At 72.4% G+C, this 26,156-nt stretch carries 27 protein-coding genes; 17 read left to right on the top strand and 10 right to left on the bottom strand.

Translation table 11 applies throughout. The features are described 5' to 3' along the window. Positions 1–8 precede the first annotated feature (8 nt). The 7 genes from WAB15_RS09175 (at position 9) to WAB15_RS09145 (ending at position 6,557) form a co-directional block, all read left to right on the top strand. Positions 9–959 carry a helix-turn-helix transcriptional regulator gene (locus WAB15_RS09175; RefSeq protein WP_399144298.1) on the top strand — a complete coding sequence of 317 codons (951 nt, stop codon included), beginning with the start codon at positions 9–11 and terminating at the stop codon, positions 957–959. 84 nt (positions 960–1,043) lie between these two features. Further along, entirely contained in the window at positions 1,044–1,289 is a 246-nt protein-coding gene (locus WAB15_RS09170; protein ID WP_393488195.1) for a hypothetical protein, read from the top strand. Between the two features lie 16 nt (positions 1,290–1,305). Further along, a complete protein-coding gene (locus WAB15_RS09165; RefSeq protein ID WP_399144297.1) occupies positions 1,306–1,509 on the top strand; it encodes a hypothetical protein in 204 nt (67 codons plus the stop codon). A 252-nt stretch (positions 1,510–1,761) separates the two neighbouring features. Beyond that, the gene (tatA, locus tag WAB15_RS09160; RefSeq protein ID WP_393488192.1) at positions 1,762–2,061 is read left to right on the top strand and encodes a Sec-independent protein translocase subunit TatA; all 300 of its coding nucleotides are present in this window, start codon (positions 1,762–1,764) and stop codon (positions 2,059–2,061) included. A 65-nt stretch (positions 2,062–2,126) separates the two neighbouring features. After that, positions 2,127–3,092 carry a twin-arginine translocase subunit TatC gene (gene tatC, locus WAB15_RS09155; protein ID WP_399144296.1) on the top strand — a complete coding sequence of 322 codons (966 nt, stop codon included), beginning with the start codon at positions 2,127–2,129 and terminating at the stop codon, positions 3,090–3,092. A gap of 144 nt (positions 3,093–3,236) precedes the next feature. Beyond that, entirely contained in the window at positions 3,237–6,056 is a 2,820-nt protein-coding gene (locus WAB15_RS09150) for a DEAD/DEAH box helicase (RefSeq protein WP_407285918.1), read from the top strand. 144 nt (positions 6,057–6,200) lie between these two features. After that, positions 6,201–6,557, top strand: coding sequence for an L-rhamnose mutarotase (locus WAB15_RS09145; protein ID WP_399144294.1), 357 nt, complete (start codon positions 6,201–6,203; stop codon positions 6,555–6,557). Positions 6,558–6,912: 355 nt separating this feature from the next. Here WAB15_RS09145 and WAB15_RS09140 read toward each other — a convergent pair whose 3' ends face one another. Then, a complete protein-coding gene (locus WAB15_RS09140) occupies positions 6,913–7,392 on the bottom strand; it encodes an ABA4-like family protein (protein ID WP_407285917.1) in 480 nt (159 codons plus the stop codon). Beyond that, entirely contained in the window at positions 7,389–8,315 is a 927-nt protein-coding gene (locus tag WAB15_RS09135; protein ID WP_407289194.1) for a hypothetical protein, read from the bottom strand. Before WAB15_RS09135 ends, WAB15_RS09140 begins: the two co-directional genes overlap by 4 nt. Positions 8,316–8,511: 196 nt before the next feature. On the opposite strand from WAB15_RS09135, the gene WAB15_RS09130 reads away from it, so the two are divergent. Beyond that, positions 8,512–9,150 (top strand): MerR family transcriptional regulator, encoded by a 639-nt coding sequence (locus WAB15_RS09130; RefSeq protein WP_407285916.1) that lies wholly within the window; start codon positions 8,512–8,514, stop codon positions 9,148–9,150. A 97-nt stretch (positions 9,151–9,247) separates the two neighbouring features. Further along, positions 9,248–9,685, top strand: coding sequence for a phage tail protein (locus WAB15_RS09125; protein ID WP_407285915.1), 438 nt, complete (start codon positions 9,248–9,250; stop codon positions 9,683–9,685). A 36-nt stretch (positions 9,686–9,721) separates the two neighbouring features. On the opposite strand, the gene WAB15_RS09120 is transcribed toward WAB15_RS09125, so the two are convergent. Then, positions 9,722–10,576 (bottom strand): siderophore-interacting protein, encoded by an 855-nt coding sequence (locus WAB15_RS09120; protein ID WP_407285914.1) that lies wholly within the window; start codon positions 10,574–10,576, stop codon positions 9,722–9,724. A 49-nt stretch (positions 10,577–10,625) separates the two neighbouring features. Next, positions 10,626–11,540 (bottom strand): 5'-3' exonuclease H3TH domain-containing protein, encoded by a 915-nt coding sequence (locus WAB15_RS09115; RefSeq protein ID WP_407289193.1) that lies wholly within the window; start codon positions 11,538–11,540, stop codon positions 10,626–10,628. 227 nt (positions 11,541–11,767) lie between these two features. Here WAB15_RS09115 and WAB15_RS09110 point away from each other — a divergent pair, with 227 nt between their 5' ends. The 4 genes from WAB15_RS09110 (at position 11,768) to WAB15_RS09095 (ending at position 16,849) form a co-directional block, all read left to right on the top strand. Next, entirely contained in the window at positions 11,768–12,937 is a 1,170-nt protein-coding gene (locus tag WAB15_RS09110) for a glycine betaine/L-proline ABC transporter ATP-binding protein (protein ID WP_407285913.1), read from the top strand. Further along, a complete protein-coding gene (locus WAB15_RS09105; protein ID WP_407285912.1) occupies positions 12,930–15,527 on the top strand; it encodes an ABC transporter permease/substrate binding protein in 2,598 nt (865 codons plus the stop codon). The genes WAB15_RS09110 and WAB15_RS09105 overlap by 8 nt, the downstream gene beginning before the upstream one ends. 144 nt (positions 15,528–15,671) lie before the next feature. Next, positions 15,672–16,106 (top strand): hypothetical protein, encoded by a 435-nt coding sequence (locus WAB15_RS09100; protein ID WP_399144287.1) that lies wholly within the window; start codon positions 15,672–15,674, stop codon positions 16,104–16,106. A 17-nt stretch (positions 16,107–16,123) separates the two neighbouring features. Then, positions 16,124–16,849 carry a helical backbone metal receptor gene (locus tag WAB15_RS09095; protein WP_407285911.1) on the top strand — a complete coding sequence of 242 codons (726 nt, stop codon included), beginning with the start codon at positions 16,124–16,126 and terminating at the stop codon, positions 16,847–16,849. A gap of 114 nt (positions 16,850–16,963) precedes the next feature. Here WAB15_RS09095 and WAB15_RS09090 read toward each other — a convergent pair whose 3' ends face one another. Beyond that, positions 16,964–17,236, bottom strand: a complete 273-nt coding sequence (locus WAB15_RS09090) for a hypothetical protein (protein WP_399144285.1) — start codon at positions 17,234–17,236, stop codon at positions 16,964–16,966. A gap of 190 nt (positions 17,237–17,426) precedes the next feature. Here WAB15_RS09090 and WAB15_RS09085 point away from each other — a divergent pair, with 190 nt between their 5' ends. Further along, positions 17,427–18,083 (top strand): maleylpyruvate isomerase N-terminal domain-containing protein, encoded by a 657-nt coding sequence (locus WAB15_RS09085; protein WP_407285910.1) that lies wholly within the window; start codon positions 17,427–17,429, stop codon positions 18,081–18,083. A gap of 28 nt (positions 18,084–18,111) precedes the next feature. Here WAB15_RS09085 and WAB15_RS09080 read toward each other — a convergent pair whose 3' ends face one another. Further along, the gene (locus WAB15_RS09080) at positions 18,112–19,239 is read right to left on the bottom strand and encodes a TDT family transporter (protein WP_407285909.1); all 1,128 of its coding nucleotides are present in this window, start codon (positions 19,237–19,239) and stop codon (positions 18,112–18,114) included. Positions 19,240–19,325: 86 nt separating this feature from the next. Here WAB15_RS09080 and WAB15_RS09075 point away from each other — a divergent pair, with 86 nt between their 5' ends. Then, positions 19,326–20,249, top strand: a complete 924-nt coding sequence (locus tag WAB15_RS09075; protein ID WP_399144282.1) for a LysR family transcriptional regulator — start codon at positions 19,326–19,328, stop codon at positions 20,247–20,249. Here the strand turns inward: WAB15_RS09075 and WAB15_RS09070 are convergent. Next, positions 20,216–21,526 (bottom strand): uracil-xanthine permease family protein, encoded by a 1,311-nt coding sequence (locus WAB15_RS09070; protein ID WP_407285908.1) that lies wholly within the window; start codon positions 21,524–21,526, stop codon positions 20,216–20,218. The two genes, WAB15_RS09075 and WAB15_RS09070, sit on opposite strands and share 34 nt — an antisense overlap. A gap of 3 nt (positions 21,527–21,529) precedes the next feature. Next, the gene (locus tag WAB15_RS09065) at positions 21,530–22,651 is read right to left on the bottom strand and encodes an aryl-sulfate sulfotransferase (RefSeq protein ID WP_399144280.1); all 1,122 of its coding nucleotides are present in this window, start codon (positions 22,649–22,651) and stop codon (positions 21,530–21,532) included. A 101-nt stretch (positions 22,652–22,752) separates the two neighbouring features. Here WAB15_RS09065 and WAB15_RS09060 point away from each other — a divergent pair, with 101 nt between their 5' ends. Together WAB15_RS09060 and WAB15_RS09055 are read left to right on the top strand one after the other, a co-directional pair. Next, positions 22,753–23,334 (top strand): helix-turn-helix domain-containing protein, encoded by a 582-nt coding sequence (locus tag WAB15_RS09060; RefSeq protein ID WP_407285907.1) that lies wholly within the window; start codon positions 22,753–22,755, stop codon positions 23,332–23,334. A gap of 109 nt (positions 23,335–23,443) precedes the next feature. Further along, positions 23,444–23,803, top strand: coding sequence for a hypothetical protein (locus WAB15_RS09055; RefSeq protein ID WP_407285906.1), 360 nt, complete (start codon positions 23,444–23,446; stop codon positions 23,801–23,803). A 4-nt stretch (positions 23,804–23,807) separates the two neighbouring features. On the opposite strand, the gene WAB15_RS09050 is transcribed toward WAB15_RS09055, so the two are convergent. After that, on the bottom strand, positions 23,808–24,506 hold the full coding sequence (locus WAB15_RS09050) for a gamma-glutamyl-gamma-aminobutyrate hydrolase family protein (RefSeq protein WP_399144277.1): 699 nt from the start codon (positions 24,504–24,506) through the stop codon (positions 23,808–23,810). 87 nt (positions 24,507–24,593) lie between these two features. Further along, positions 24,594–26,078, bottom strand: coding sequence for an ethanolamine permease (gene eat, locus WAB15_RS09045; RefSeq protein ID WP_407285905.1), 1,485 nt, complete (start codon positions 26,076–26,078; stop codon positions 24,594–24,596). Positions 26,079–26,156: the final 78 nt, after the last annotated feature.

Below are 26,156 nucleotides of genomic sequence, written 5' to 3'. Positions count from 1 at the left end.
AAGACTCCATGGCTACGAACGCGATCGACCAGACCCGCCGGATGCTGTCGCTGGTGACGTATCTGCGCGAGCGCCCCGGCGCCCGCGTCGGCGACGTCGCCCGGGCCTTCGGCATCACCGAGGACGAGCTGATCGCCGACCTCGACGTACTGCCGATGTGCGGTACGAGCTTCCGCGGCGGCGACCTGTTGGACATCGACACCGACGGCGACCGCATCTGGTGGCACAACCCCGACGATGTCGCCGAGCCGCTGCGGCTGGCCGCCGACGAGGCGACCGCCCTGCTGGTCGCGGCCCGCGCGGTGGCGACTCTGCCCGGACTGCGCGAGGGCGACCGGCAGGCGCTGCTGCGTGCCACCGCCAAGCTGGAGGCGGCGGCCGGCGAGGCGGCCGGCGCCAGCTCCCGGCTCTCGGTGACCTTCGAGTCCGAGGGCGGGGTCTTCGCCGACGTCGACCGCGCCATCGCCGAGCGGCGCCGGCTGTGGCTGCGCTATTACTCCCCGGCCCGCGACGAGCTGACCGAACGCGAGGTGGACCCGATCCGGCTCTTCGCGGTCGGCCACACGTACATGGAGGCCTGGTGCCGGCTCTCCGAGGCCCGGCGCACCTTCCGGCTCGACCGGGTCGCCGAGATCAAGCTGCTCGACGCGCCCGCCGATCCGCCGCCGGTGGAACTGCGCGACCTCTCCGAGGGCCTGGTGCAGCCGGCCGCCGAGGATCCCGAGGTGTCCATCGAGGTCGGCCCCGGCGGCCGCTGGGTCGCCGAGTACTACCCGCACGACAGCGCCGAGGAGCTCCCCGACGGCGGGCTGCGCATCACCCTGCGCACCCCCGACCCGGCCTCGCTGCGGCGGCTGGCGCTGCGGCTGGGCCGGGACGGCCGGATCGTGGCGCCGAAGGCGCTCGCGGACAGCGCGCGACGCGCGGCGGACCAGGCCCTCGCGGCGTACGGCGAGTGAGCGCGCGGCGCGCCGGTATCGCCCGGGGCGCCAGGCTCACCGCGGACGGCGTGCACGGCAGGGAGAAGGAGGAGGCAGCGAAGGATGACGACCATGATGGCGGGCGCAACCGCTCCGGTGCTCTTCAAGGCGGCCTGCCCGGACTGCCGGGGCCGCTTCGAGCTGGCCTCGGACGCCTTCCGGCTGGCGATCGGCGCCAGCAGCCGCACCACCTTCTACTCCTTCACCTGCCCCGACTGCGGCCGGGCGGTGCGCAAACCGGCCGGCGAGCGGATCGTGGAGCTGCTCACCGACGGCGGGGTGCGCACGCTGCGGCTGCACATCGGCTGACCGATAGGCTCGCTCCATGCTCTGGCCCATGATCGCTATCGCCCTCGGCTTCGTCGGGATCGCCGTGCTCGGCGTCCTCGCCGTCCGCGTCTTCGTCGAGGTGCGGCGGCTGGCCCGCCAGGTGGGTGCGTCATCGGAGCGGATCCAGCGGGCCGCCCAGGACCTGGAGCGGGCTGCCACCCCGCTCGCGTCCCGGATGTACGAGACCGGCCGGGACTGACCGCCGGGCGTCTTCTGCGCCGGTCGGCGGCCGGGACGTCGCCGCAGGCGTCGGCGCTCTGCTGCCGACGGGGGGTGGAGAGGTAGGCTGATCCGCGGTTCAGACAGCGCGGCGGTCGGGGCAATCGGGAGTATGCAAGGGGATTGCCCGGCGTTCACCACCGAACGTTACGATCGATGCAGCACCAGCACGCCAGTCCGACCCATCGGCAGGCAACCAGCAGACGCCGCCCCGGCGAGAAGGTAGTCGCACATGCTCAGCAACCTGAGGGCCCCCGAGATCATTCTGATCCTCGTTGTCATTGTGCTGCTGTTCGGCGCGAAGAAGCTGCCGGACATGGCGCGTTCGCTCGGCAAGTCCGCTCGCATCCTCAAGAGCGAGGCCAAGGCGATGAAGAAGGACGGCGAGGCGGAGGGCGGTGCCACCACCGGTACGACGTCCGAGGCTTCCTCCGAGGCCGCCCAGTCGGCCCCTCGTACGATCCAGGCGGCTCCCGGTGATGTGAGCAGCTCGCGCCCCGTGGCCGAGCCGAACACCACCAAGCAGAGCTGACCGAACCGATCCAGTCGCACCGGCCCGGGGTCGGTCACGGCTGATGCACGAGACGAGGAAGTGGGTTGCTCAAGTCTGCCCGCAAGCAGGAGAAGGACCCCGAGGGGCGGATGCCGCTCGCGGCGCACCTGCGTGAGCTGCGTAACAGGCTGCTGAAGTCGGTGCTGGCGATGGGTGTGGTCACCGCCGTTGCGATGTGGCAGTACGAGTGGATCGCTCACTTCATCACGGGCCCGGTGATCGACACGGTGGGCTGCCCCAAGGGCACCACGGCGGCCGCGCCGCGGGACCATCCGTGTGTCGTCGTCACCGCGAACGGTCTGCTGGCACCGTTCACGATCATGCTCAAGCTCTCCCTCACCACCGGCGTGGTCCTCGCCAGCCCGGTGTGGCTCTACCAGCTGTGGGCGTTCCTCGCGCCGGGGCTGCACAAGCACGAGAAGAAGTACGCGCTGAGCTTCGTCGCCGCCGGTGTGCCGCTGTTCCTCGGCGGTGCGTACCTGGCCTACGCGGTGCTGCCCACGACTGCGGGTGCGCTGGTCGGACTGACGCCCAGCGACTGGGCCAACCAGTTTCCGGCCGATGAGTTCTTCGACATCGTCACGCGTATGGTGCTGGTCTTCGGCCTCGCCTTCGAACTGCCGCTGGTGCTGGTACTGCTCAACTTCGGCGGGGTGCTCACCGGCCACCGGATCATGAGCTGGTGGCGGTTCATGGTGCTGGGCATCACGATCTTCGCGGCGCTGGCCACGCCGACCGGTGACCCGCTGACCATGGGGCTGCTGGCCGCCCCGATCGTGGTGCTGTACTTCGGCGCCGTCGGCATCTGCCTGTTCAACGACCGTCGTCGCAAGCTGGGCAACCCGGACGCGGGGCTGAGCGACGACGAGGCCTCCGAGCTGGACCTGACGCCCGAGCGGGTCGGCGAGATCGAGTCGGTGTCGTCCGGGCGGATGCTCCCGGAGCAGGCGAGCGGGGACGCGGGCGACGGCGACGCGCCGCGCCGCGGCGGCTACGACGACGTGACGTAGCGGTTCACGACGTGCCGTGACGGCCCCGTGCTCGACGAGCCGGGGCCGTCGCGCTGTGCGGGGCCGGGTCGGACGCCCGCTCGGTAAAGGCCGCCCATAAAGATCGGGTCGTTGTCAGAGGTGGCCGGTAGTCTCGTAGGCACGATGACCGAGGACATGTCCCCTGCTGAGCGCTATGCCGCCGCCAAGCTCCGGGCGGCCGAGCAGGCCACCGCACTCGCCCCGTTCCGAGAGATGTACGACTTCGATCTGGATCCGTTCCAGGTCGAGGCATGCCAGGCCCTGGAGGCCGGCAAAGGTGTGCTCGTCGCGGCCCCCACCGGGTCCGGCAAGACGATCGTCGGCGAATTCGCCGTCCACCTGGCCCTGGAGCAGGGCCGCAAATGCTTCTACACCACGCCCATCAAGGCCCTGTCCAACCAGAAGTACCAGGATCTGGTCAAGCGTTACGGCGCGGACAAGGTCGGTCTGCTGACCGGCGACAACAGCGTCAACTCCGAGGCGCCGGTGATCGTGATGACCACCGAAGTGCTGCGGAACATGCTGTACTCCGGCTCCCAGTCGCTGGTCGGCCTCGGCCATGTGGTCATGGACGAGGTGCACTACCTCTCCGACCGCTTCCGCGGCGCCGTATGGGAAGAGGTGATCATCCATCTCCCCGAGTCGGTGACGCTGGTGTCACTGTCGGCGACGGTCTCCAACGCCGAGGAGTTCGGCGACTGGCTGGACACGGTCCGCGGCGACACCGCCGTGATCGTCTCCGAGCACCGCCCGGTGCCGCTGTGGCAGCACGTCCTGGCCGGCCGCCGGATCTACGACCTGTTCGAGGAGCGGGACGGCCGGAGCGGCGGCGGCCGCCGCGAGGTCAACCCCGACCTGGAGCGGCTGGCGCGGATGGAGAACAGCCGGCCGACCTTCGGCCGGGACAAGCGCCGGGGCCGCAATCTGCGCGAGGCGGACCGCGAGCGGGAGCGGCGCCAGCGCGCCCGGATCTGGACGCCGAGCCGGCCCGAGGTCATCGACCGCCTGGACAACGAGGGCCTGCTGCCCGCGATCACCTTCATCTTCAGCCGGGCCGGCTGTGAGGCCGCCGTCCAGCAGTGCCTCTATTCGGGCCTGCGGCTCAACGACCAGGAGGGCCGTGAGGAGGTCCGCCGCATAGTGGAGGCGCGGACGGCCGGGATCCCGGACACCGATCTCCATGTGCTGGGCTACTACGAGTGGTTGGAGGGCCTGGAACGGGGCATCGCGGCGCACCACGCCGGCATGCTGCCGACCTTCAAGGAGGTCGTCGAGGAGCTGTTCGTCAAGGGCCTGGTCAAGGCCGTCTTCGCCACCGAGACGCTGGCCCTGGGCATCAACATGCCCGCGCGGTCGGTGGTGTTGGAAAAGCTCGTGAAGTGGAACGGCGAGCAGCACGCCGACATCACCCCCGGCGAGTACACCCAGCTGACCGGCCGGGCCGGTCGCCGCGGTATCGACGTCGAGGGCCATGCGGTGGTGCTGTGGCAGCGGGGGATGAACCCCGGTGCGCTGGCCGGCCTCGCCGGGACGCGTACGTATCCGCTGCGCTCCTCCTTCAAGCCGTCGTACAACATGGCGGTCAACCTCGTCTCCCAGTTCGGCCGGCACCGCTCGCGGGAGCTGCTGGAGATGTCCTTCGCGCAGTTCCAGGCCGACAAGTCGGTGGTCGGGATATCGCGCCAGGTGCAGAAGAACGAGGAGGGGCTGACCGGCTACCGCGGCTCGATGACCTGCCATCTCGGGGACTTCGAGGAGTACTCCCGGCTGCGGCGGGAGCTGAAGGACCGGGAGACGGAGCTGGCCAAGCAGGGCGCGGCGCAGCGCCGGGTGGCGGCCGCGGCCGCCCTGGAGAAGCTCAAGCCCGGCGATGTCATCCATGTGCCCACCGGGAAGTACGCGGGCCTGGCGCTGGTCCTGGACCCCGGTATGCCCTCGGGGCGGACGAACGGCCACCGCGGCTACGACGCCCAGGACGGCCCCCGGCCGCTGGTGCTGACCGCCGAGCGGCAGGTCAAGCGGCTGGCCTCGATGGACTTCCCGGTGCCGGTCGAGGCGTTGGACCGGATGCGGATCCCCAAGTCGTTCAACGCCCGCAGCCCGCAGTCGCGCCGCGATCTGGCGTCCGCGCTGCGGACGAGGGCGGGCCATATCGTGCCGTCGCGGCATCGCCGGGCCCGTTCGGAGGCGGCCGACGACCGCGAGATCGCCCGGCTCCGTACGGCCCTGCGCGCGCACCCCTGCCATGGCTGCGACGAGCGCGAGGACCACGCCCGCTGGGCGGAGCGCTACCACCGACTGCTGCGCGACACCCGGCAGTTGGAGCGCCGGATCGAGGGCCGGACGAACACCATCGCCCGCACCTTCGACCGGATCTGCGCGCTGCTGACCGAGCTGGACTACCTCGAAGGCGACACGGTCACCGACGAGGGACGACGGCTGGCCCGGCTCTACGGCGAGCTGGATCTGCTGGCGAGCGAGTGCCTGCGCGAGGGCGTCTGGGAGGGACTCGGCCCGGCGGAGCTGGCGGCCTGTGCCTCGGCGCTGGTGTACGAGGCGCGCCAGGCGGACGACGCGGCGGCGCCCAAGTTGCCGTCCGGCAAGGCCCGGGACGCCCTGGGCGAGATGGTCCGGATCTGGGGTCGGCTGGACGCCCTGGAGGAGGACCACAAGATCAGCCAGGCGGAGGGCGTCGGTCAGCGCGAGCCGGACCTCGGCTTCGCCTGGGCGGCGTACCGCTGGACGTCCGGCTTCGGCCTCGACGAGGTGCTCCGCGAGGCCGAGATGCCGGCCGGCGACTTCGTCCGCTGGTGCAAGCAGCTGGTCGACGTCCTCGGCCAGATAGCGGCGGCCGCCCCGCCCGAGGGCTCGGTGGCGCGGACGGCCCGCCGGGCGATGGACGGTGTGCTGCGGGGCGTGGTGGCGTACTCGTCCGTGGGCTGACCGGCCAGGCCCGGCCCCGGCACTGCGGCGGCGCCGCGTCCCCGTACGCCGGGGACGCGGCGCCGCCGCGCGGCGAAGGTCGGAGGCGGGGCATCGGCCGGCCAACGGGTGCCGCGGGCACTGAGGTTGGGGCAGGATGCGCGCATGACTGCGACGAGCGGTGGGGGCCGGGCCCCGGTGCGGCGCTTCGGAAAGCTCATCAGGCTGCGGCCGGAGCACCGCGAGGAGTATCTGCGGCTGCACGCGGAGGCCTGGCCGGAGGTGCTGGCGACGATCACCGCCTGCCATCTCCGCAACTACTCGATCTTCCTTGAGGGCGAGACCCTGTTCTCGTACTTCGAGTACACCGGCGAGGACTACGAGGCCGACATGGCCAAGATGGCCGCCGACCCCGTGACCCAGCGGTGGTGGCGGCTGACCGACCCCTGCCAGGAGCAGACGGAGGGTGCGGTGCCGGGGGAGTGGTGGACGCCGATGCGGGAGGTCTTCCACCACGACTAGGCCGTCTCTTCCGGATCTTGCCTGACCCGTGGCGTCTGACACGGCACCTCTCCCCCACGCCTGAACGGCGCGGGGGGACCCCCATCGTTGTCGGGTCGCCCGAGTACGTCCAGTACGCGGGCGACCCTCCGCCTTGCGATGCACCGCGCCAGACGCCACGGGCTTAACCGGCAAGATCCGAAAGAGACGGCCTAGGGGGGTCTGACCCATCGGACAGACCCCAGGCCCAGGTGTCCTGTTGCTGCGGTCGAGTCGCGGCGGACCGTGTCCAGCGGGTCCGTGCCGGGCGGTACGACGCGCAGCCGGCCGCCGGGCGTCATCGTGTCGGTGACGCCCGGCGCGCAGCACTTTGTGGTCAAGGAGTGGAAAGTCGTCGGTGGGTCGAGGGGTGCCGCTCGCCGTCGGCGCGGCGCCCGCGGAGGCGGACGGCCGCGCGCAGGCCGAGGAAGAGCAGTACGCCGATGGGGGAGAGCAGCACGGTCAGCACCAGCAGCGGCCCCATCACCAGCGGATGGATGCCCAGCGCACGGGCCTCGCGGTACATCCACTGCCCCAGGAACAGGTCCCAGGCGATCACCTGCGCCCAGATCGCACCGGCGCCGCCGCCCAGCCGCAGCAACTCCTGGAACCCCGCGAGGTCGGGTTGGCTGACGGCGGCCCACAGCTGCGGGAAGACCGGGACGGCCAGGGCGAGGTAGACCGCGAGGACCGGCACCATCGGCAGCGGCGAGGCGGCGATCCGGTCGGTCCAGCGCCATCCGGGGGCCAGGACCAGCAGCGCCCAGAACGGCGCGGCGAGGAGGAAGGCCAGGTCGAAGAGGGTGCGGTCGCTCATGCGGTCGGCTCCGGTGCGAGGGTGGCGGATTCCACGGCGCGGTCGTCCTGGGTGTGGGCGTCCGCGGGCCGCCGCAGTGCCGCGTACGCCCCGATCGCGGTGGCCGCCCCGATGGCGCCCAGCGCGCTCAGCGTCGCCCCGTCCGGATGGATCAGTGCCTGGCCGCGCAGTGCCTGCCAGGTCACCAGCGCCAGCAGCGCGGTGAGGAAGCCGGCCGCGACCAGCACCAGCCGCAGCCGCACCCGCTCGTGCCGGAGCCGGGCGAACCGGCCGGACAGCGCCTCGATCCCGTACAGGAACAGCGGCAGCGCCTGGAGGGCGTGCATACCGACGAAGTGCGGGATGCGCAGATCGCCGCCGGTGGTGTTCCAGCCGGTCAGCGGCATGGCCGGGCCGCCGTCGGGGACGCCGACGCTGTGTGCGCCGACGACGGTGGTCAGCTGGCCCGCGGCCTGTTGCTGCGGGGTGGGCGCCAGCATCAGCCCGCCGAGCAGCAGCCCGGCCAGCGCGATGAGCAGACCGAGCCGGATCGCCCAGGTCGCGGCGCGGTCGCCCAGGCGGGCCCGGAAGAGCAGCAGCGCGATGACGAGGGTGGCCGTCCACAGGACCACGATGGTCAGGCCCATGACCACGAACAGGCCCTGGTCCAGGGGGGTTTCGATGTTGAAGTGGCTGCGCCGGCCGCGGATCGCCTGGCCGGTGATGATCGCCATCTCGATGGTCCCGGCGACCACGACGGTGTGTGCGGCCCACTGACCGGCCCGGCCTCGCGTCGGGCGCCGGGACAGCATCCAGGCGAGCGTCAGCCCGTAGGCCACGAACGACACCGCGAACTTCAGCGGCTTGAACCAGATCGGCGCCCCGACCAGGACCCGGTCGTCGACGATCAGGCCGACCGCCGCGACCACCGCGAGCGCGGCCATCGCCCAGGAGAAGGCGAGCAGCGAACGATATCTGGACATACGGGTCCCCCTGAACCGAAGAATGGATAGTGGTGCTTACCGCTATCTGATAGCTGGACTATCTATGATGGAGGCCGGATTGGCAAGGCCGGGAGCGGGCGGGGCGCCCCGGGAGGCAAGGAGCGCCGGGCGGTGACCGGGCGCGGGAAAGGGCGGCATGCGCATCGGGGAGTTGAGTCGCGCGACGGGCGTCGCGGTCCCGACGATCAAGTACTACGTGCGGGAGGGGCTGCTGCCCGCGGGCCGGCTGACCAGCCCCAACCAGGCCAGTTACGACGAGGGCCATGTGCGAAGGCTGCGGCTGATCCGCGGGCTGATGGACGTCGGCGGGCTCTCGGTCTCGGTCGTCCGCGAGGTGCTGGCCGCCGTCGACTCACCCGGCGAGTCGGTGCACAAGGTGCTCGGCGCGGCGCAGCTGGCGATCACCCCGCCGCCGACCGCCACCCCGGACGGCATGGAGGAGGCGCGGGGCAAGGTCGTGGCGCTGATCCGCCGGCGCGGCTGGCGGGTGGAACTGGAGAATCCGGCGGTCGAGGCACTGGCCGTCGCGCTCGCCACGTTCCAGGGCATCGGACGCGGCGAGTTCGAGGAGATCGTCGACGACTACGCCGACGCCTGCGAACGGGTCGCGGCAGCCGATCTCGACTGGGTGGGCCGCAACGCGGAGGTCGACGGCATGGTGGAGACCGTCGTGGTGGGGACGGTGCTGGGGGACGCGGTCCTGATGGCGATGCGGCGGCTGGCGCATGTGGAGGCGTCGGCGCGCAAGTATGAGCAGGGACCGGGTCAGGGCTGAGGTGCGCTACCTGCCCCGCCGTCGGTCGTTGTGAGGGTGGTCAGGCGGCCGGGGGTGTCCCCGGCCGCCCACGCGCGAACAGCAGGAGGACCCGCCCATGTTGACCGGCGATGCTCTCACCAGCCACACCTTCACGATCGAACTCGGCAAGTTCCAGGTCGAGACCCTCCAGGACGTCTCCGGACTGACCACGGGGCAGGACGTGGTCGAATTGCGGCAGGTCTCGCCGACCGGCGAACTGATCGTGCGCAAGCAGCCGGGCGCCCGCCAGGCCGGCGAGGTCACGCTCACCCGTGGCATGGACAAGAGCACGGCGTTCACCGACTGGATCAGGACCGGTCTGGAGGGTGACCTCGACGGTGCACGGCAGAACGTCACCATCACCGTGTCCGACGCCGCCAAGCAGCCGGTCCGGCGGATCCATCTCGCCAACGCCTGGGCGTCGTCCTGGACGGGCCCGGACCTGGACGCGACCGCCTCCGGGCCCGCCACCGAGACGGTGACCCTCACCTACGAGGACATCTCCGTGGAGTAGCCGGGCACCGTGGCGGCGGCGTCCGGTGACGTCCGGTCAGACCGCCGCCGCGGGCGACTCCTGCTCGGCCTCCACCTGCTGGTTCCAGTCGCGCTTGGAGGCCTGCCAGCCGTCCTCGTCGTGGCCGGCGCGCCAGTAGCCGGAGATGGAGAGCGACTCGCGGGGGACGCCGCGCTCGACGCGCAGCAGGCGGCGGAGTTCCTTGACGAAACCGGCCTCGCCGTGGACGAAGGCCTGGACCTCGCCGGACGGGAAGTCCAGCGCCCGTACGGCGGCGACCAGTTCGCGGCCGACGGGGGCACCGCCGCGGTGGAGCCAGGTGATCTCGGCGCCGGCCGGGGCGGCGAGGTCCTGCCGCTCCTCCGGGCCGGCGACCTCGATGAAGGCGTGCACCGGTACGCCCGCGGGCATCCGGGCCAGGGACGCCGCGATGGCGGGCAGCGCGCTCTCGTCGCCGGCGAGGAGATGCCAGGCGGCGCCGGGCTCGGGGGCGTAGGCGCCGCCGGGGCCGAGCAGGAAGATCTCCTCGCCCGGCCGCGCGGCGGCGGCCCAGGGGCCGGCCAGGCCCTCGTCGCCGTGCACCACGAAGTCCACGGTCAGCTCGCGGGCGTCGCCGTCCCAGTCGCGCACGGTGTACGTACGGGTCCGGGGCCAGCGGTCGCGCGGGAACTCGGCGCGGATCCGCGCGATGTCGAACGGCTCGGGGTAGTGCACGCCGGGCACCGGGAAGAGCAGCTTGACGTAGTGGTCGGAGAACTCGCCCGCGGCGAACTCCGCCAGCCCCTCACCGCCCAGCACCACCCGGACCATGTGCGGGGTGAGCCGCTCGGTGCGCTGTACCCGGGCGCGGTGCACGGCGGGCTTCTTGCGGGACGGGCGCTCTGCTGCCACGGCGGTCTCCCCTGATCCGATGCTTGTTAGGTATACCTAACCTAACAGGTCATCGGTGGAGAGTGACGAGCAAACGGTGCAGGGCGCCGCCCAGGCCCCACTGCGCGGCGAGTGCTTCCAGCCGCTCGGGGTCGGCCGGTTCGGCGGGCAGGGCGTGGTCGACGTCGGGGACGGCGACGTCGGAGGCCACCTTGACGACCTTCGGGGCGACGGCGACGTACGGGCGCGCTTCCAGCAGGCGCTTGCGCTGGGCGGGGGTCACCTTCGAGGTGGGGTCCTCGGCGGCGGCCATGATGCCCGCGAGGTCGCCGTAGGTGGCGAGCAGTTTGGCGGCGGTCTTCTCGCCGACCCCCGGGACGCCGGGCAGCCCGTCGCTGGGGTCGCCGCGCAGCAGTGCCAGATCGGCGTAGCCGGGGCCGTCCACGCCGTACTTCTCGCGCAGCAGCGCCTCGTCGGTGAGCTGGAGCGTGCCGACGCCCTTGAGGGGGTACAGCACGCGGATCCCGCGCCGGTCGTCGACGAGCTGGAAGAGGTCGCGGTCGCCGGTGACGATGTCCACCGGGCCCTTCGCCCGCGCGGTCAGGGTGCCGATGACGTCGTCGGCCTCGTAGCCGGCCGCGCCGATACGGGCGATGCCGAGCGCGTCCAGGACGTCCTCGATGATCGGGACCTGCGGCGAGAGGGTGTCGGGGACCTCCTCCTCGTCGGGCTCCGCGGACCCGGCCGGGGCCTCCTCGGCGACCCGGTGCGCCTTGTAGGTGGGGATCAGATCGACCCGCCACTGGGGGCGCCAGTCGAAGTCCATGCAGGCCACCAGGTCGTCGGGGTGGTGGTCCTGGACGAGCCGGGCGATGAAGTCCAGCAGGCCGCGTACCGCGTTCACCGGCGTACCGTCCGGCGCTTTGACCGATTCCGGTACCCCGAAATAGGCGCGGAAGTAGAGAGAGGCGGTGTCGAGGAGCATCAGGCGTCGAGTCACACCCCGCATGATGCCGTATGCCCCATACGTCGCATCGTTGTGATCTGGAACACCGTCATGTTTGAGCCGCATAAAGGCGGGCAGGCGCGCACCCGGAGCGGACCCGGTGGAGATCCGAACTGTTCACTGGTAAAGGCGGGCCGAACCCGTCCCGCACCACGACCTGCCAGCGGGGGTGGCAGGTCGTTTCTCGTGCGACAAGAGAGGTTTATGTGTCCAGGCTGCAAGCCGAGCACCTGTACAAGGTGTTCGGTAGAAGACCCGAGGACGCGGTCCGCTCCCTCGAAGCCGGCGCGAGCCGGGACGAGCTGCGGGCCGAAGGCACCACCGCCGCCGTGATCGACGCGTCGATCGAGGTGGACGAGGGCCAGATCTTCGTCGTCATGGGTCTGTCCGGATCCGGTAAGTCGACGCTGCTGCGCATGCTCAACGGGCTGCTGGAGCCGACCGCCGGAACCGTCCGCTTCGACGGCCAGGACCTCACCTCGCTCAGCGACCGGGCACTGCGCAAGGTCCGCTCCGAGAAGATCTCCATGGTCTTCCAGCACTTCGCGCTCTTCCCGCACCGCAGCGTGCTGGAGAACGCCGCCTACGGGCTGGAGGTGCAGGGCGTGCCGCGCGCCGAGCGCGAGCGGCGCGCCACCGAGGCGCTGGCCCTGACCGGGCTGGCGGGCTGGGAGAAGTCCTGGCCCGACGAGCTGTCCGGCGGTATGCAGCAGCGCGTGGGCCTGGCCCGGGCGCTGGCCACCGACGCCGACCTGCTGCTGATGGACGAGTCCTTCAGCGCGCTCGACCCGCTGATCCGCCGCGATATGCAGGACCAGCTGCTGGAGCTGCAGAAGACCCTGAAGAAGACCATCGTCTTCATCACCCACGACCTCAACGAGGCGATGCGCCTCGGCGACAAGATCGCGGTGATGCGGGACGGGCAGATCGTCCAGACCGGCAGCGCCGAGGACATCCTCGTCCGGCCCGCCAACGACTATGTCGCGTCCTTCATCCAGGACGTGGACCGCAGCCGGGTGCTGACCGCCGGCGCGATCATGACCGAGACCGCCGCGGTGCTGGGCACCACGGCCCCGGACGGGCGCACGCTCGCCACCGAGGCGGAGTTTCGGGCGGCCGCGCCCGCGACCGTCGGCGTCGACACCCCGCTGGCCGAACTGTTCGCCCCCTGCTCCACCAGCACCGTTCCCGTCGCCGTGACCGGCGACGACGGTGCCCTGGTCGGTGCCGTGGCGGCCGAGCGGCTGCTGGCCGTGCTCGGCGAGTCCGGCGAGGGCCGCGACGCGGCCCCGGCCGTCCCCGCCCGGACCACGGCGAAGACCGCGGCGGCGGCCGAGGACAGCGAGGCCGAGGGCAAGGTGATCGCCGGTGCCTAGGATCCAGATAGGCAGCTGGGCCAACGACGCCGTCAACTGGCTGCGCGACAACCTCGACTGGCTCTTCACCCTCGTCACGAAGGTCCTCGGCGGCCTCTACGACGGGATCCACACGGTCCTGGCCGCGCCCGAACCGCTGCTGCTGGCCGGCATCCTCGCGGTGCTCGCCTGGTGGCTGCGCGGTCTGCCGGCCGCCCTGCTCACCTTCCTCGGGTTCGCGCTGATCGACTCGATCGAGCAGTGGGGCCCGACCGTCGAGTCGCTCTCCCTGGTGCTGGTGGCCTGCCTGATCACCGTCGTGGTCGCCGTGCCGCTCGGCATCTGGGCGGCCCGCAGCCGGGTCGTCGGCGGTGCGCTGCGCCCGGTCCTGGACCTGATGCAGACCATGCCGGCGATGGTCTACCTCATCCCCGGCATCCTCTTCTTCGGCCTCGGTGTGGTCCCCGGCATCGTCGCCACCATCGTCTTCTCCATGCCGCCCGCGGTCCGGATGACCGAGCTGGGCATCCGGCAGGTCGACGAGGAACTGGTCGAGGCCGCCGAGGCGTTCGGCACCCACCCGCGGCGCACGCTCTTCCGTGTGCAGCTGCCGCTGGCGCTGCCCACGATCATGGCCGGTATCAACCAGGTCATCATGCTGGCGCTGTCCATGGTCGTCATCGCCGGCATGGTCGGCGGCGGCGGACTCGGCTCGTCCGTCTACAACGCGATCAGCTCGGTCAATGTGGCGCTGGGCGCCGAGGCGGGCCTCGCGGTCGTCATCCTCGCCATGTACCTGGACCGGATGACCGGCGCGCTCAACCAGCGGGTCTCCCCGCTCGGTCGGCGGGCGCTGGCCAAGGCGCAGGCGGCGCTCGGCGGGATGAAGTTCCTGCAGTGGCGGCCCGCCACGTCCGTGGCGATGGTCGGTGTGGTCGTGCTCGCGCTGGTCGCCGGCGGGATGGGCGTGTTCGGCAAGGGCGCCGGCCAGGGCGGCGGCAACGGCCGTCCGATCAGCCTCGGCTACGTCAACTGGGACGAGGGCAAGGCCACCACGTACCTGTGGAAGGAGATCCTGGAGCAGCGCGGCTACAAGCCCAAGGTCCAGGCCCTGGAGGCCGGCCCGCTGTTCGCCGGGCAGGCCCGCGGTGACGTCGACGTCCAGACCAACGCCTGGCTGCCGACCACCCACGCCTCGTACTGGAAGAAGTACCACGACCGGCTGGAGGACCTCGGCACCTGGTACGACAAGACGTCGCTGGAGATCGCGGTGCCGTCGTACGTCAAGGGCGTCAAGACCCTCGACGACCTCAAGGGCAAGGGCGGCGAGTTCGGCGGCAAGATCACCGGCATCGAGCCGGGCGCCGGCGAGATGAAGATCCTCAAGGACAAGGTCCTCAAGGACTACGGCCTGGGCGGCGAGTACAAGGTCCAGGAGTCCAGCACCGCGTCGATGCTCAGCGAGCTGGACCGCTCCGTCCGCCAGAAGAAGCCGATCGCGGTCACGCTGTGGTCGCCGCACTGGGCGTACGACAAGTACCCGCTCACCAAGCTGAAGGACCCCAAGGGCTCGTTCGGCTCCGGTGACGGCCTGCACCTGCTGGGCCGCAAGGGCTTCGCCAAGGACGAGCCCGAGGTCGCCCGGTGGATGAAGCACTTCCACCTGGACGAGAAGCAGCTCACCAGCCTTGAGAACGACATCAAGAGCGCCGGTGAGGGGCATGAGCAGGACGGCGTCCGCACCTGGCTGAAGAAGAACCCCGGCCTGGTCGACAAGGTCGCGCCGGGCGGCAAGGCCACCTACGCCAAGGGCCGGGACGCGGGCAAGGCGCCGAACATCGGCTACCCCGCCTGGGACGAGGGCATCGCCACCACCTACCTGTGGAAGAACGTCCTGGAGAAGCGCGGCTACCGGCCGAACATCCGCAACCTCGACATCGGGCCGATGTGGACCGGGCTGTCCACGGGGCAGATCGACGTGGAGACCGACGCCTGGCTGCCGGTCGCGCAGAAGCAGTACTGGGACAAGTACCGGAAGGATCTCGTCGACGTCGGGCCCTGGTACGACAAGACGTCGCTGGAGATCGCGGTGCCGTCCTACGTCAAGGGCGTCAAGACCCTCGACGACCTGCGTGCCCACAAGGACGAGTTCAAGGGCAAGATCATCGGAATCGAGCCCGGTACCGGCGAGATGAAGCGCCTCAAGGACACCGTCGCGCCGGCCTACGGCCTGGACGACTTCGAGGTCACCTCGGCCGGTACCAGCGCGATGCTCGCCGAGCTGGACCGGGCGTACCAGAAGAAGGAGCCCGTCGCGGTCGTCCTGTGGTCGCCGCACTGGGCGTACAGCAAGTACGAGCTGACCAAGCTCGCCGACCCCAAGGGCACCTGGGGCGCCAACAACCAGATCAAGACGGTCGGCAACAAGAGCTTCCCGAAGAAGTTCCCGGAGTTCCACGGCTGGCTGAAGAACTGGAAGATGAGCGCCGACGAGCTCGGCAGCCTGGAGAAGGCGATCCAGGACGCCGGCAAGGGCAACGAGGACGAGGGCGTCGAGAAGTGGATCGGCGACCACCCGGGCATCGTCGACAAGATGGCGCCGGTGAAGTAGGCGCGCTGGACGCGTAGTTCACCTGTGGGGCGGCGGGCCCCGCTCCGGCGGTTCGCCGGGGCGGGGCCCGCCGCCTTTTCGCGGCTCACCCGGGCGGGCGCGGGTAGCGCGCGAGACGGCGGGGCGGGTGATTGGCTGGAGTGCGTGAAACCCGCGCACGTAGCCGCCGCCGCCCTGATCGGCGCGGCCACCCTGGGGATCGCCGCGCCCGTCGCGACGGCGCAGGTCGAGCCCGATCCGATGGTGGCCGGCCAACGGGTGAGCATCAGCGACGGCAGGCACTGCGCGACGGCTTCGGGCGCGCGGGTGGCCTCGGCGCTCTTCGGCTCGGTGCTGCTGCGGCCGGACGCGCGCGGCTTGGCCGCCGACGCCACGGTCGCCGAACAGGCCAGGCCGGGGCGCTATCAGGTCACCATCGAATGTGCGCCGGGCGGAGCGAGGTTCACCGAGACCGTGACCGTGCAGGACAGCCGGGTGGAGGGAGTGAACGTGACACAGGCGGCCGGTGGCCTGGTGCTGTTCGTGCTGGCCGGCAGCGCGGCGTATCTGCTGCGCCGCAGGGCGGGCGGGCGCGCCTGAGGCCGTACCGTGGACGGATGACCGTGCAGCGCGTGGTGTCCCTGGTGCCGTCCCTCACCGAGGCGGTGGCCGCCTGCGCGCCCGAGTTGCCGGTCGGGGTCACGGACTGGTGCAGCCACCCGGCCGGGCTGACGGCCGCCCGGGTCGGCGGCACCAAGAATCCCGACGTCCGGCGGATCGCCGCCCTGGCACCCGACCTCGTGCTCGCCAACGAGGAGGAGAACCGCCCCCAGGACCTGGCCGCGCTGCGGGCCGCGGGCCTGGACGTCCTGGTCACCGAGGTGCGGACGCTGGACCAGGGGCTGCGCGAACTGGACCGCGTACTGGTCGCGGGCTGCGGACTGCCCCGCCCCGACTGGCTCGACGCCGCCGAGGCCGCATGGCGCGACCTGCCGGCCCGGCCGGCGCGGCGGACCGCGGTGGTGCCGATCTGGCGCCGGCCGTGGATGGTGCTCGGCCGGGACACCTTCGCCGGGGACCTGCTGGCCCGTCTCGGCGTGCGCAATCTCTACGCCGGCCACGCCGACCGCTATCCGAGGATCGGACTCGACGCGCTCAACGCCGGTCCGGCCGACCTCGTGGTCCTCCCCGACGAGCCCTACCGCTTCACCGCCGAGGACGGCCCCGAGGCGTTCCCCGGCCTGCCCGCCGCGCTGGTCAGCGGCCGCCATCTGACCTGGTACGGACCGTCGTTGACACAGGCCCCGGCCGTATTGGCGGCGGCTCTGGCCGCGGCGCGCTGAGCGACCGGGCGCCGGCGGCGGGACGCGCGCTGCCCGCCGGCGGAGACCGGCGGGCAGATGGCGTGACGCGCCGCCGCACCCCGCAACGGCGTGCCGCGGGGTACGGCGCCGGTGTCAGCGGCGGCCTCGCCCGCCGGAGCGCAGCAGGGTGCCCTCGATGTCGCCCGCGGCGGTCTGCTTGAGAATGGCGACCGTCCGGTGGTTGTCGATGAGGATGTTCGTGGTGCAACCCTCCTGGGGGAACAGGAGGCTGAACGTCGGCGCGCAGTGCACGTCCTCGTCGAAGAACCCGGCGGACCAGCCCTTGGCGCTGGCCGTGCCGGTCGCCGACAGCACCAGCGCACCGGCCCCGAGGGCGCCCGCGACCACCCGCATTGCCTTACCCATGACGGAACTTCCTTCCTGTCTGGACCCGGTCCGGTGCCGGGATCACCGCGCTAACGAACCAGCGACGAGTTGATTACGCTGCGTTACTCCGTCGTGGTGACGCCACCGCCGGGCGCGGCCGGGGGAGCGGCCCCTCGGCCCGCCCGAAATCCGGTTGTCCGCCTTTGCGGCACCGCACTACCTTGCCGATGTGGATCTCTTCTCACGCTCCTGGGCGGCGCTGCGCACGGCGGTCGCCGAACTCCCCGACGAGGACTTCGAGCGGCCGTCCGGCTGCACCGGCTGGCTCGTACGGGACCTCGTCTGCCACCTGGTCATCGACGCACAGGACGTCCTGATCACCCTCGTCACCCCCGCCGAAGCGGAACCCACCGTGAACGCGGTGACGTACTGGAAGGTCGCCGACGAACCGCCGACCGGCCGGGACCCGCTCGACGCGCTGATCGTCCGGCTGGCCGCCGCGTACGAGGAACCGCACCTGCTCAAGTTCCACCTCGACGACGTCGGGTCCGCCGCGGGCCGGGCCGCCGAACTCGCCGACCCCGGCGCCCGAGTGAGCACCCAGGACGAGGTCCTCACCGCGGGCGACTACCTCGGCGCGTACGTCCTGGAGTGGACGCTGCACCACCTCGACCTGATCGCGCACCTCCCGGACGCGACCCGGCCGCCCGTGGAGGCCCTGGCCCGAACCCGCGCGATGCTGGAGGAGATCGCCGGCGCCGCGTTCCCCGCGTCGTTCGGCGACCAGGACGCCCTCCTGGTCGGCACCGGCCGCCGGGCACCGACCGACGACGAGCGGGCCGCACTCGGCGAACTGGCCGCGAGGCTGCCGCTCCACCTCGGCTGAACCGACCGAGAGCTGCGGCACGTGCCGCTCAGCGCGCAGCCGGTGGCGGTGCCAGGAGCCGGCCGTGTGCCAGGCCCGAGGCGGTGCGGGTGGCGGTCACCGCCACCGCCGTCAGCAGTACGGCGAACAGCGCCCCGGCCAGCCCGTCGAACACGCCCAGGCCGGTGTGTCGGGCCAGGCCCGCCGCGCCCGTGACGCAGGTCCCCAGGGGGAAGGTGAAGCCCCACCAGGTCATGGCGAAGCCCATGCCGTTACGGAAGGCGCGGACCACCATCGCCGTCGCGATCGCCAGCCAGAGCAGCGCGAAGCCCATCACCGGCACGCCGTAGAGGACCGCGAAGGCGCTCATGGCGTGGGCGTAGGAGGCGTCCACGACTCCCGGGGCGGCGTCGGCGAGGTTGTTCACGGCGGTGGTGGACTGGCCGAGCGGGCCGAGGACGAGGAACAGGGTCGGGGTGAGGGCCAGTGGCAGTGCGCCGTGGTGGAGCAGCCGGGACAGCACCAGCGGCAGGACCAGCAGGGTGGCCAGCAGGGACATGCCGAAGAGCGCATAGCAGCCGAGCAGCATCGCCGTTCGCCACTGGCCGGGCGGCAGATGGGGCACCAGGGCGGGCCCCAGCGCCGCCGAGACCATGGGGGCGACCAGCGGCAGGATCCACACGGGGGTGGCCCCGGCCGGCTCGATGCGGTGCCGGGTCACCATCAGGTACGGGATCACCGCGGCGCCCGTGAGGCCGACGAGCGTGCCCAGGGTCCACAGGACGGCGTCGGCGGCCACCGCGGCCGGTTCGCCGATGACGTCCCGGCCGACCGCGAGGGTGCCGCCGCCGACCGCCAGCAGCGCCATGGCCAGGCAGCCGTAGAAGGGTGCGACGGCCGGGTCGAGGAGGTGGCGGCGGGCCTGGTCGGGGTGCCGGCGCCAGTGGACGGCCCGGGCGGCCAGCAGCGTCAGCAGCAGCACCGCCGACAGCGCCCAGACGGCCGTGTAGGCGCCGCGCAGGCCGGGCGCCGTGAGCGGGAGGGCCGCGCCGGCGTTGGCGACGATCGCCGTGCCCATGACGGAGGCGTACCAGTTCGGGCCGAGGTGGCGGACCGATCCGGGGGTACGGGGGGCCGCGGAGGTGGTGCGGGAAGGTGCTTGCGCGAGTGTTGCCATGAGACGAGCCTGACCCCTCCAAACGGCCCCCACCAGGGACATTGTCTCTATGGGGGCATAAGCTGGGGTTATGTGTCGGGAGATCTATGGGTGAGGCCCAGCCCGTCTCGTTGTCGCACCGGGTTCCGGACCTCGGCGCGCTGGAGCTGCTGCTCGCCATCGCCCGGCTCGGCAGCCTGGGGCGGGCCGCCCGCGCGCGCGGCATCAGCCAGCCGGCCGCCAGCAGCCGCCTTCGCGCCATGGAGCGGCAGCTGGGGGTGGCGCTGGTCGAGCGGTCGCCGCGGGGCTCCCGGCTGACCGACGCCGGGGTGCTGGTGACGGACTGGGCGCGGCGGGTGGTCGAGGCCGCCGAGGCATTGGACGCGGGCGCCCAGGCGCTGCGCGGACGGCGCGACTCCCGGCTGCGGGTCGCGGCGAGCATGACGATCGCCGAGTACCTGCTTCCGGGGTGGCTGATCTCGCTGCGGGCGGAGCTGCCCGGGACGGCCGTCTCGCTGTTGGCGGGGAACTCCAGCGCGGTGGCCGAGCGGCTGGCCCGGGGCGAGGCGGATCTGGGCTTCGTGGAGGGCCTTCAGGTGCCGGCGGGGCTGGACGGCGCGGTCATCGGGCACGACCGGCTGGTCGTCGTCGCCGCGCCGTCGCATCGCTGGGCGCGCCGCCGTACGGAGCTGACCGCCGCCGAGCTGGCCGCGACCCCGCTGATCCTGCGCGAGCGCGGCTCCGGCACCCGGCAGGTGCTGGACGCGGCGCTCGCCGAGCACGGCGGGCTGGCCGAACCGCTGCTGGAGCTCGCCTCGACCACCGCCGTGAAGGCCGCCGTGGTGAGCGAGGCGGCGCCGTCGGTGCTCAGCGAGCTGGCGGTCGGTGAGGAGTTGAGCGCCCGGCGGCTGGTGGAGATCCCGGTGCGGGGGCTGCGGCTCGGCCGCGATCTGCGGGCCGTGTGGCCGTCCGGGCAGCGGCCGGTGGGGCCGGCCCGTCACTTGCTGGGGCTGACCCGCGCGATGTCCTGAGGCGGGCGGGGCCGGCCCGTTCCCAGCCGCCGGAAGAGTGCCGAGAGGGCGACCGCGGTCAGGGCGGCGGCGGGTACGCCGTTGCCGAAGAGGGCGCGGGCCCAGGCCGGCAGCGGCTCGTACAGCTGCGGGGACAGGAGGGGGAGCAGGCCCGCGAGGAGGGTGAGGGCGACGACGGTGACGGCGCCGGGGTCGGCGAGAGCGGTGCGGCGCAGCATGTCGACGCCCATGGCGGCGATGACGGCGTAGATCACCAGGGACGCGCCGCCTACCACCGGTGCCGGGAGCGCCGCCAGCAGCCGGGTCACCGGCGCGAGCAGACCGCACAGGACGAGCAGGGCGCCGGCCGCTGCGGTGACGAACCGGCTGCGGACGCCGGTGAGTTGGACGATGCCGATGTTCTCGGCGCTGGTGACCATCACGGCCCCGCCGAGCAGCCCGGCGCCCAGGGACGTCAGCGCGTCCGCGCGGGCGGTGCGCGGCACATCGCGTGCCGGGTCGGGTGTCCGGCCCACCGCCTCGCTGTTGAGGACGGTCTGGCCGGTGGCCTCGGCGAGCGAGGCGAGCGCGAACACCATCAGGGGGAGGGCGGCGAGCAGGTCGAAGTGCGGTGCGCCGTAGGGCAGGAGCCGGGGGAGGGCGAGGACGTCCGTGCCCGGGACGGCGGGGACGGCTGCCCCGGTGAGCGCGGCCGCGGCCGTGCCCACCGCGATGCCGAGGAGGACCGAGAGCTGGCGCCAGACGCCGCGCAGCAGCAGGAAGCCGAGGGCGGTGGCGGCGAGGGTGAGCAGCGCGAGCCGACGGCCGCCGAGCGCCATGGGCGCCGCGACATCGATCATGTTGACGCCGATGACGAGCACCGTCGCGCCCATCACCAGGGGCGGGAAGAACCGTACGATCCGCGCGTACAGCGGCAGTACGGCCAGCAGCAGCGCGGCCGCGAGCAGTACCGAGCCCGAGGCGGTGGCCGCGCCGTGCTCCCGGGCGATCCGCAGGAAGACGGCGACCGCCGCGCCGCCCGGCAGCATCATGAAGGGCAGCCGGGCGCCGGTCCCAAGGACGCCGAAGGACTGCAGCAGCGCACCGGCCCCGCACAGGATCAGGGTGGCGCTCAGCAGCGAGGCGGTGCGGTCGGCCGGCAGCCGCAGCCCGGCCGCGATCAGGAAGACCGAGGAGACCGGGGCCGCGATCATCGCCAGGACGTGCTGGGCGGCGAGCGGCAGCAACCGGGACGGCGGCGGCAGTTCGTCGACGGCGGACGGTGCGGGCGGGGCCATCGCTCACCCCCGCCGCTTCAGCCAGGGCAGTTGGCCCGAGTCGTAGCGGTAGGCGCGGAAGACCGCGTTGTGCTGGGCGGGGAAGAGGGCGCCGACCTCCTCCTCGCGGTAGCCGCCGAACTGCGGAACGACGTACTCCCAGCACAGCTCGCCCTGCGCGGTCACCTCGAACAGCCGCCCGGCGGGGGAGTCGGTGATCAGGGTGTTGCCGTTGGGCAGGCGCTGGGCGCTGCCCATGAACGGTGCGAAGAACGCCTCGCGGGCAGGGTCGTGGTACTCCCACACGACCTTCCCGGTGGCCCGCTCCACCTCGACGACCCGGGAGTACGGCACGTCCCGGCCGGGGCGGAAGACGCCGTTGTCGAAGATCAGGATGTTGCCGTTCGGCAGCTCGGTGGGGTGGTGCTGCTGGGAGACCAGCCCGGGCTCGGTGCGCCAGAGGACCTCGCCGGTCTCCCGGCTGATGACGACCACCGCGGAGACGCTGCGCAGACTGGCGAGGACGTTGCCGTCGGCGAGCGGGAGCACGGAGTTGACGAGCGGCCAGTGTTCCCGGGAGTAGTCCGGGTGCAGGGCGTACTCGTCCCGGTCGAGGTGGTCGGCGGCCCGCCAGGACCACAGCGGCCGGCCCTGGCCGTCGACCTCTCGGAGGGTGTCGGCGTGGACCGTGCCGCCCGGCTCGGAGCCGGGGACGCCGCCGCGCACCGCCGCGGCCCGTGTGCCGGTGAGCGGCTCCAGCGCGGAGTAGAGGATCCGGCCGTCGCCGTAGTGGTGGGCGTCGTGGTGCTGGAGCGGGTCGGTGAACGCGCGCAGCACCGTGCCGTCCGGGGCGATCTCCTGCATCAGCCCGCCGCGGTACTTGTGCCACATCGGGAACAGCGCGGACCGGCCCGGGAGCGTGGCGTTGTAGGCGAGGTTGCCGTTCGGCAGGATCCGGGCGTGCCGTCCGGGGCGGTGCGGCAGCCGCCAGCGGTGTGCGACGGCGCCGTGCAGATCGATCAGCAGCACCTCGCCGCCTCCGGTCAGCGGGGCGTAGAGGGTGTAGCCGTCGTAGGCGGCGCGTTCGTCCAGGGCGATCAGGCCGGTGCCGCGGCGGCGGCGTGTGTTTTGATCGACTGCGGTCATGAAGAATTCCCCTTGTCAAACTTTGTTTGATGGGATCAAACAGCGTAGACGCTAGGGGCGCGGTGTTGCAGGGCTGTGAACGCACCGATAAGGAGCGCGGGATGGGCGAGGCGGCGGACGGCGGGCGCGACGGGGCGACGGCCGTTCCACAGGTGGGGGCGGCGGTGCGCAGGCGCCGCCGCGCACGCGAGCTGACGCTGGCCGAACTCGCCCGCAGAACAGGTCTGTCCGCGCCCTTCCTCAGTCAGGTCGAGAACGACCGGGCCCGCCCCAGCATGCGCTCGCTCCAGTCGATCGCCGACGCGCTGGAGACCACCGCGGTCCGGCTGCTGGCCGCCGCCGACGGCCCCCGCACCGTCGATGTCGTACGCGCCGACTCCGCGGCGGTCCCCGAGGACGGCGACGCCCGGGGCAGCGTCCGGCCGCTGGTGCGCGGCAGGCAGCAGCTGCACGCCCTGGAGTTCACCGGCCGGCACGACTGGCAGCGCGAATTCCGGCATCCGCACGACGAGTTGATGTACGTCGTCGAGGGCGCGGTGGAGGCCGAGGCGGACGGCTGCCGCTATGAGCTGGGCCCCGGTGACACGCTGTACTGCTCCGGCGGGGTCACCCACCGGTGGCGCGCGCTGGGCCCCGGCTGCCGGGTGCTGCTGGTGGGGGTGGCGGACGACTTCCGGGGCTGAGGAAACCGGCCGCCGTCGAATCCGCCCGTGCGTTAGTGTGTTCGAATCCTTGATCGCGTGCGCGCGACAGGACCTGACCATGCGCCAACTACCACTACGGGGACCACACATGAGGATGAAGACGTCGGCCGGGACCATCGCTGCCACGGCTCTGCTCGGCACCGCGCTGGCCGGCGGTGTCGCCACGGCCGCCACGCCCGGCACCGCACATCCGGCCGCCGCGGCCACCACCGCGACGGCCGCCTGCGTCAACGCCGAGGCGCAGGAGAACGTGAAGATCCGCAAGGAGCGCAAGCTGAACAGCACCGCGGTCGGGCTGTTCACCAAGGGCGCGACGACCTGTATCCGCGGCGAGGCCACGGGGCAGTCGTACAACCTCTGCGGACGCTCGGGCACCGACTGGATGAAGATCACCTTCCGGGGCAACACCGGCTGGATCCCCGGCGCCTGCGGCTCCCGGCAGGTCTGAGACCTCACTCCTCCGGGGACGTCCCTCGCGCCGCCGCCACCAGCGCGTCCATCACGCGGGTGTCGTCCCCGGCCTCCGGGTGCCACTGCACCGCCAGCGCGAAGCCGCGCGCGTCCGGCAGCTCCAGCGCCTCGATCGTGCCGTCCTCCGCGTACGCCGAGGCCAGCAGCCCGCGCCCGATCCGGTCCACCGCCTGGTGGTGGTAGGTCGGTACCGCGACCGGCTCGGGCAGCGCGCGACCCAGCAGCGTCCCCGGGACCGGCTTGACGTCGTGCCGTCCGAAGACCCCGGGCGGCCCGGCGTGCCCGTCGAGGTGCTGGACGAGGGTGCCGCCCAGCGCCACGTTCAGCAGCTGCAGCCCGCGGCAGATGCCCAGCAGCGGTACGCCGCCCGCCAGCGCGGCCTCGATCAGGGCGAGTTCCCAGGCGTCCCGGTCCAGGGCGGGCGGACCGGTCCGGGGGTGCGGCTCCGCTCCGTACCGCGCCGGCGCCACATCCGCGCCGCCGGCGATCACCAGCCCGTCCAGCCGTGCCACCGCCGCGGCGGCCGTCGCCGGATCGCCCGGCGGCAGCAGGGCGGCCAGCCCGCCCGAGCGCTGCACCAGCCGCGGATAGCCGGCCGGCACCAGCGCGGCCGGCTGGGTCCACACGCCCCAGCGGGCCTCTTCCTGGTAGGTGCTGATGCCGATGAGGGGCTGGGACATGGGGTGGGGTCCTCCGTGCGTGCGGATCGGGATCGGATCGCCGGTGCCGGCCGGCCGGGCGTCCAGTCCGGCCGGCACCGGGTGTCTTCAGTCGCGTTCGAGCTCGGCCTCGGCCGCCGCCAGCGCCGCGAACTCCTCCTCGGGCGCCGCGGCGACCAGCCGGTGCCGCGAGTAGAACGCGAAGTACGCCAGCGCCACGACGTAGACGCCGAGCGCGATGAAGGCGGCGTCCTTGTCGACCAGGAACGTCGCCACCAGCGCCGAGCAGGCCAGGACGAAGGCGACGGACGAGGTCAGCATGCCGCCCGGGGTCCGGTAGGGGCGGTGCAGACCGGGCTCGCGGCGGCGCAGCACGATGTGCGAGAGCGCCATCAGGGCGTAGGAGATGGTGGCGCCGAAGACCGCGACGTTCAGCATCCGGGCGCCGTCGCCGGTGGCCGCGGCGAGTGCGAAGCCCAGCGCGCCGGGCACCAGCAGGCCCAGGTAGGGGGCCTTGCGCCGGCTGGTGAGGGAGAGGAAGCGGGGCAGGTAGCCGGCCCGGGAGAGCGCGAACAGCTGCCGGGACCCGGCGAAGATGAGGGAGAAGAAGGACGCCACCAGGCCCGCCAGGCCGGCGTAGTTGACGATCCGGCCGACGGTCGTGGGCTTGCCGTCCGGCTGGAGCGCCTGGACCAGCGGATCGCCCACCGACTGGATCGCGGCCGAGCCCCGCGCACCGGTCGCGGCGACGAAGGTGATCAGCGCGAGCAGCAGCAGGATGCCCATCGCGGCGGCCATCGCCCGGGGCAGCGACCGGGCCGGGTCCTTGGTCTCCTCCGCCGCCAGCGGTACGCCCTCGATGCCGAGGAAGAACCACATGCCGAACGGGAAGGCCGCCCAGATCCCGAGGATGCCGAACGGGAGCCAGGAGTTGGCGCCGAAGGCGCCGGCCTCGATGGGGATGTCGTTGAGCGTGTCCACATGGAAGTCGGTGAGGGCGGCGAGCGCGAAGACGACGATCGCGGCGACCGCGACGGCGGTGACGATCAGGCTGAAGCGCAGCGCCTCGCCGACGCCCCACAGGTGGATGCCGATGAACAGCACGAAGCAGGCGAGGTAGACCGGCCAGCTGGAGTGCAGTCCGAAGAGGCCGAGCGATTCGACGTAGTCGCCGATGAAGATGGAGATCGCGGCGGGCGCCAGGACGTATTCGATCAGGATGGCGGTGCCGGTGAGGAAGCCGCCCCAGGTGCCCAGCGCCCGCCGGGCGAAGCCGTAGCCGCCGCCGGCGGTGGGCAGGATCGAGGCCAGCTCCGCCAGCGCGAAGACCAGGCAGGTGTACATCAGGCCCATCAGGACGGCGGCGATCGCCAGACCGCCGAAGCCGCCGTGCGCCAGTCCGTTGTTCCAGCCCGAGAAGTCGCCGGAGACGACGTAGGCGACACCCAGTCCGGTCAGCAGCAGCGGTCCCGCGCTGCCGCGGCGCAGGGTGCGCCGCTCCAGATAGCTCTCGTCGGGCGATGCGCCGCCCGGTGCGCCGCCGTCCGCTGACGCGGTGGGCGGTGCGGTCTGCGATTCCGTGCTGTCGGCCATGAGCCGCTCCTGCCTCGCCGGAGGGGAAATCGAGCAAAGGTTCAGCGGCATACCTTTGCTCCGGGGGGCGCTCCGGCG

Source organism: Streptomyces sirii, assembly GCF_045690365.1.
GTDB lineage: Bacteria > Actinomycetota > Actinomycetes > Streptomycetales > Streptomycetaceae > Streptomyces > Streptomyces sirii.
Note: the sequence above shows the minus strand (reverse complement) of the source record. Positions and strands in the feature narration are given on the sequence as shown.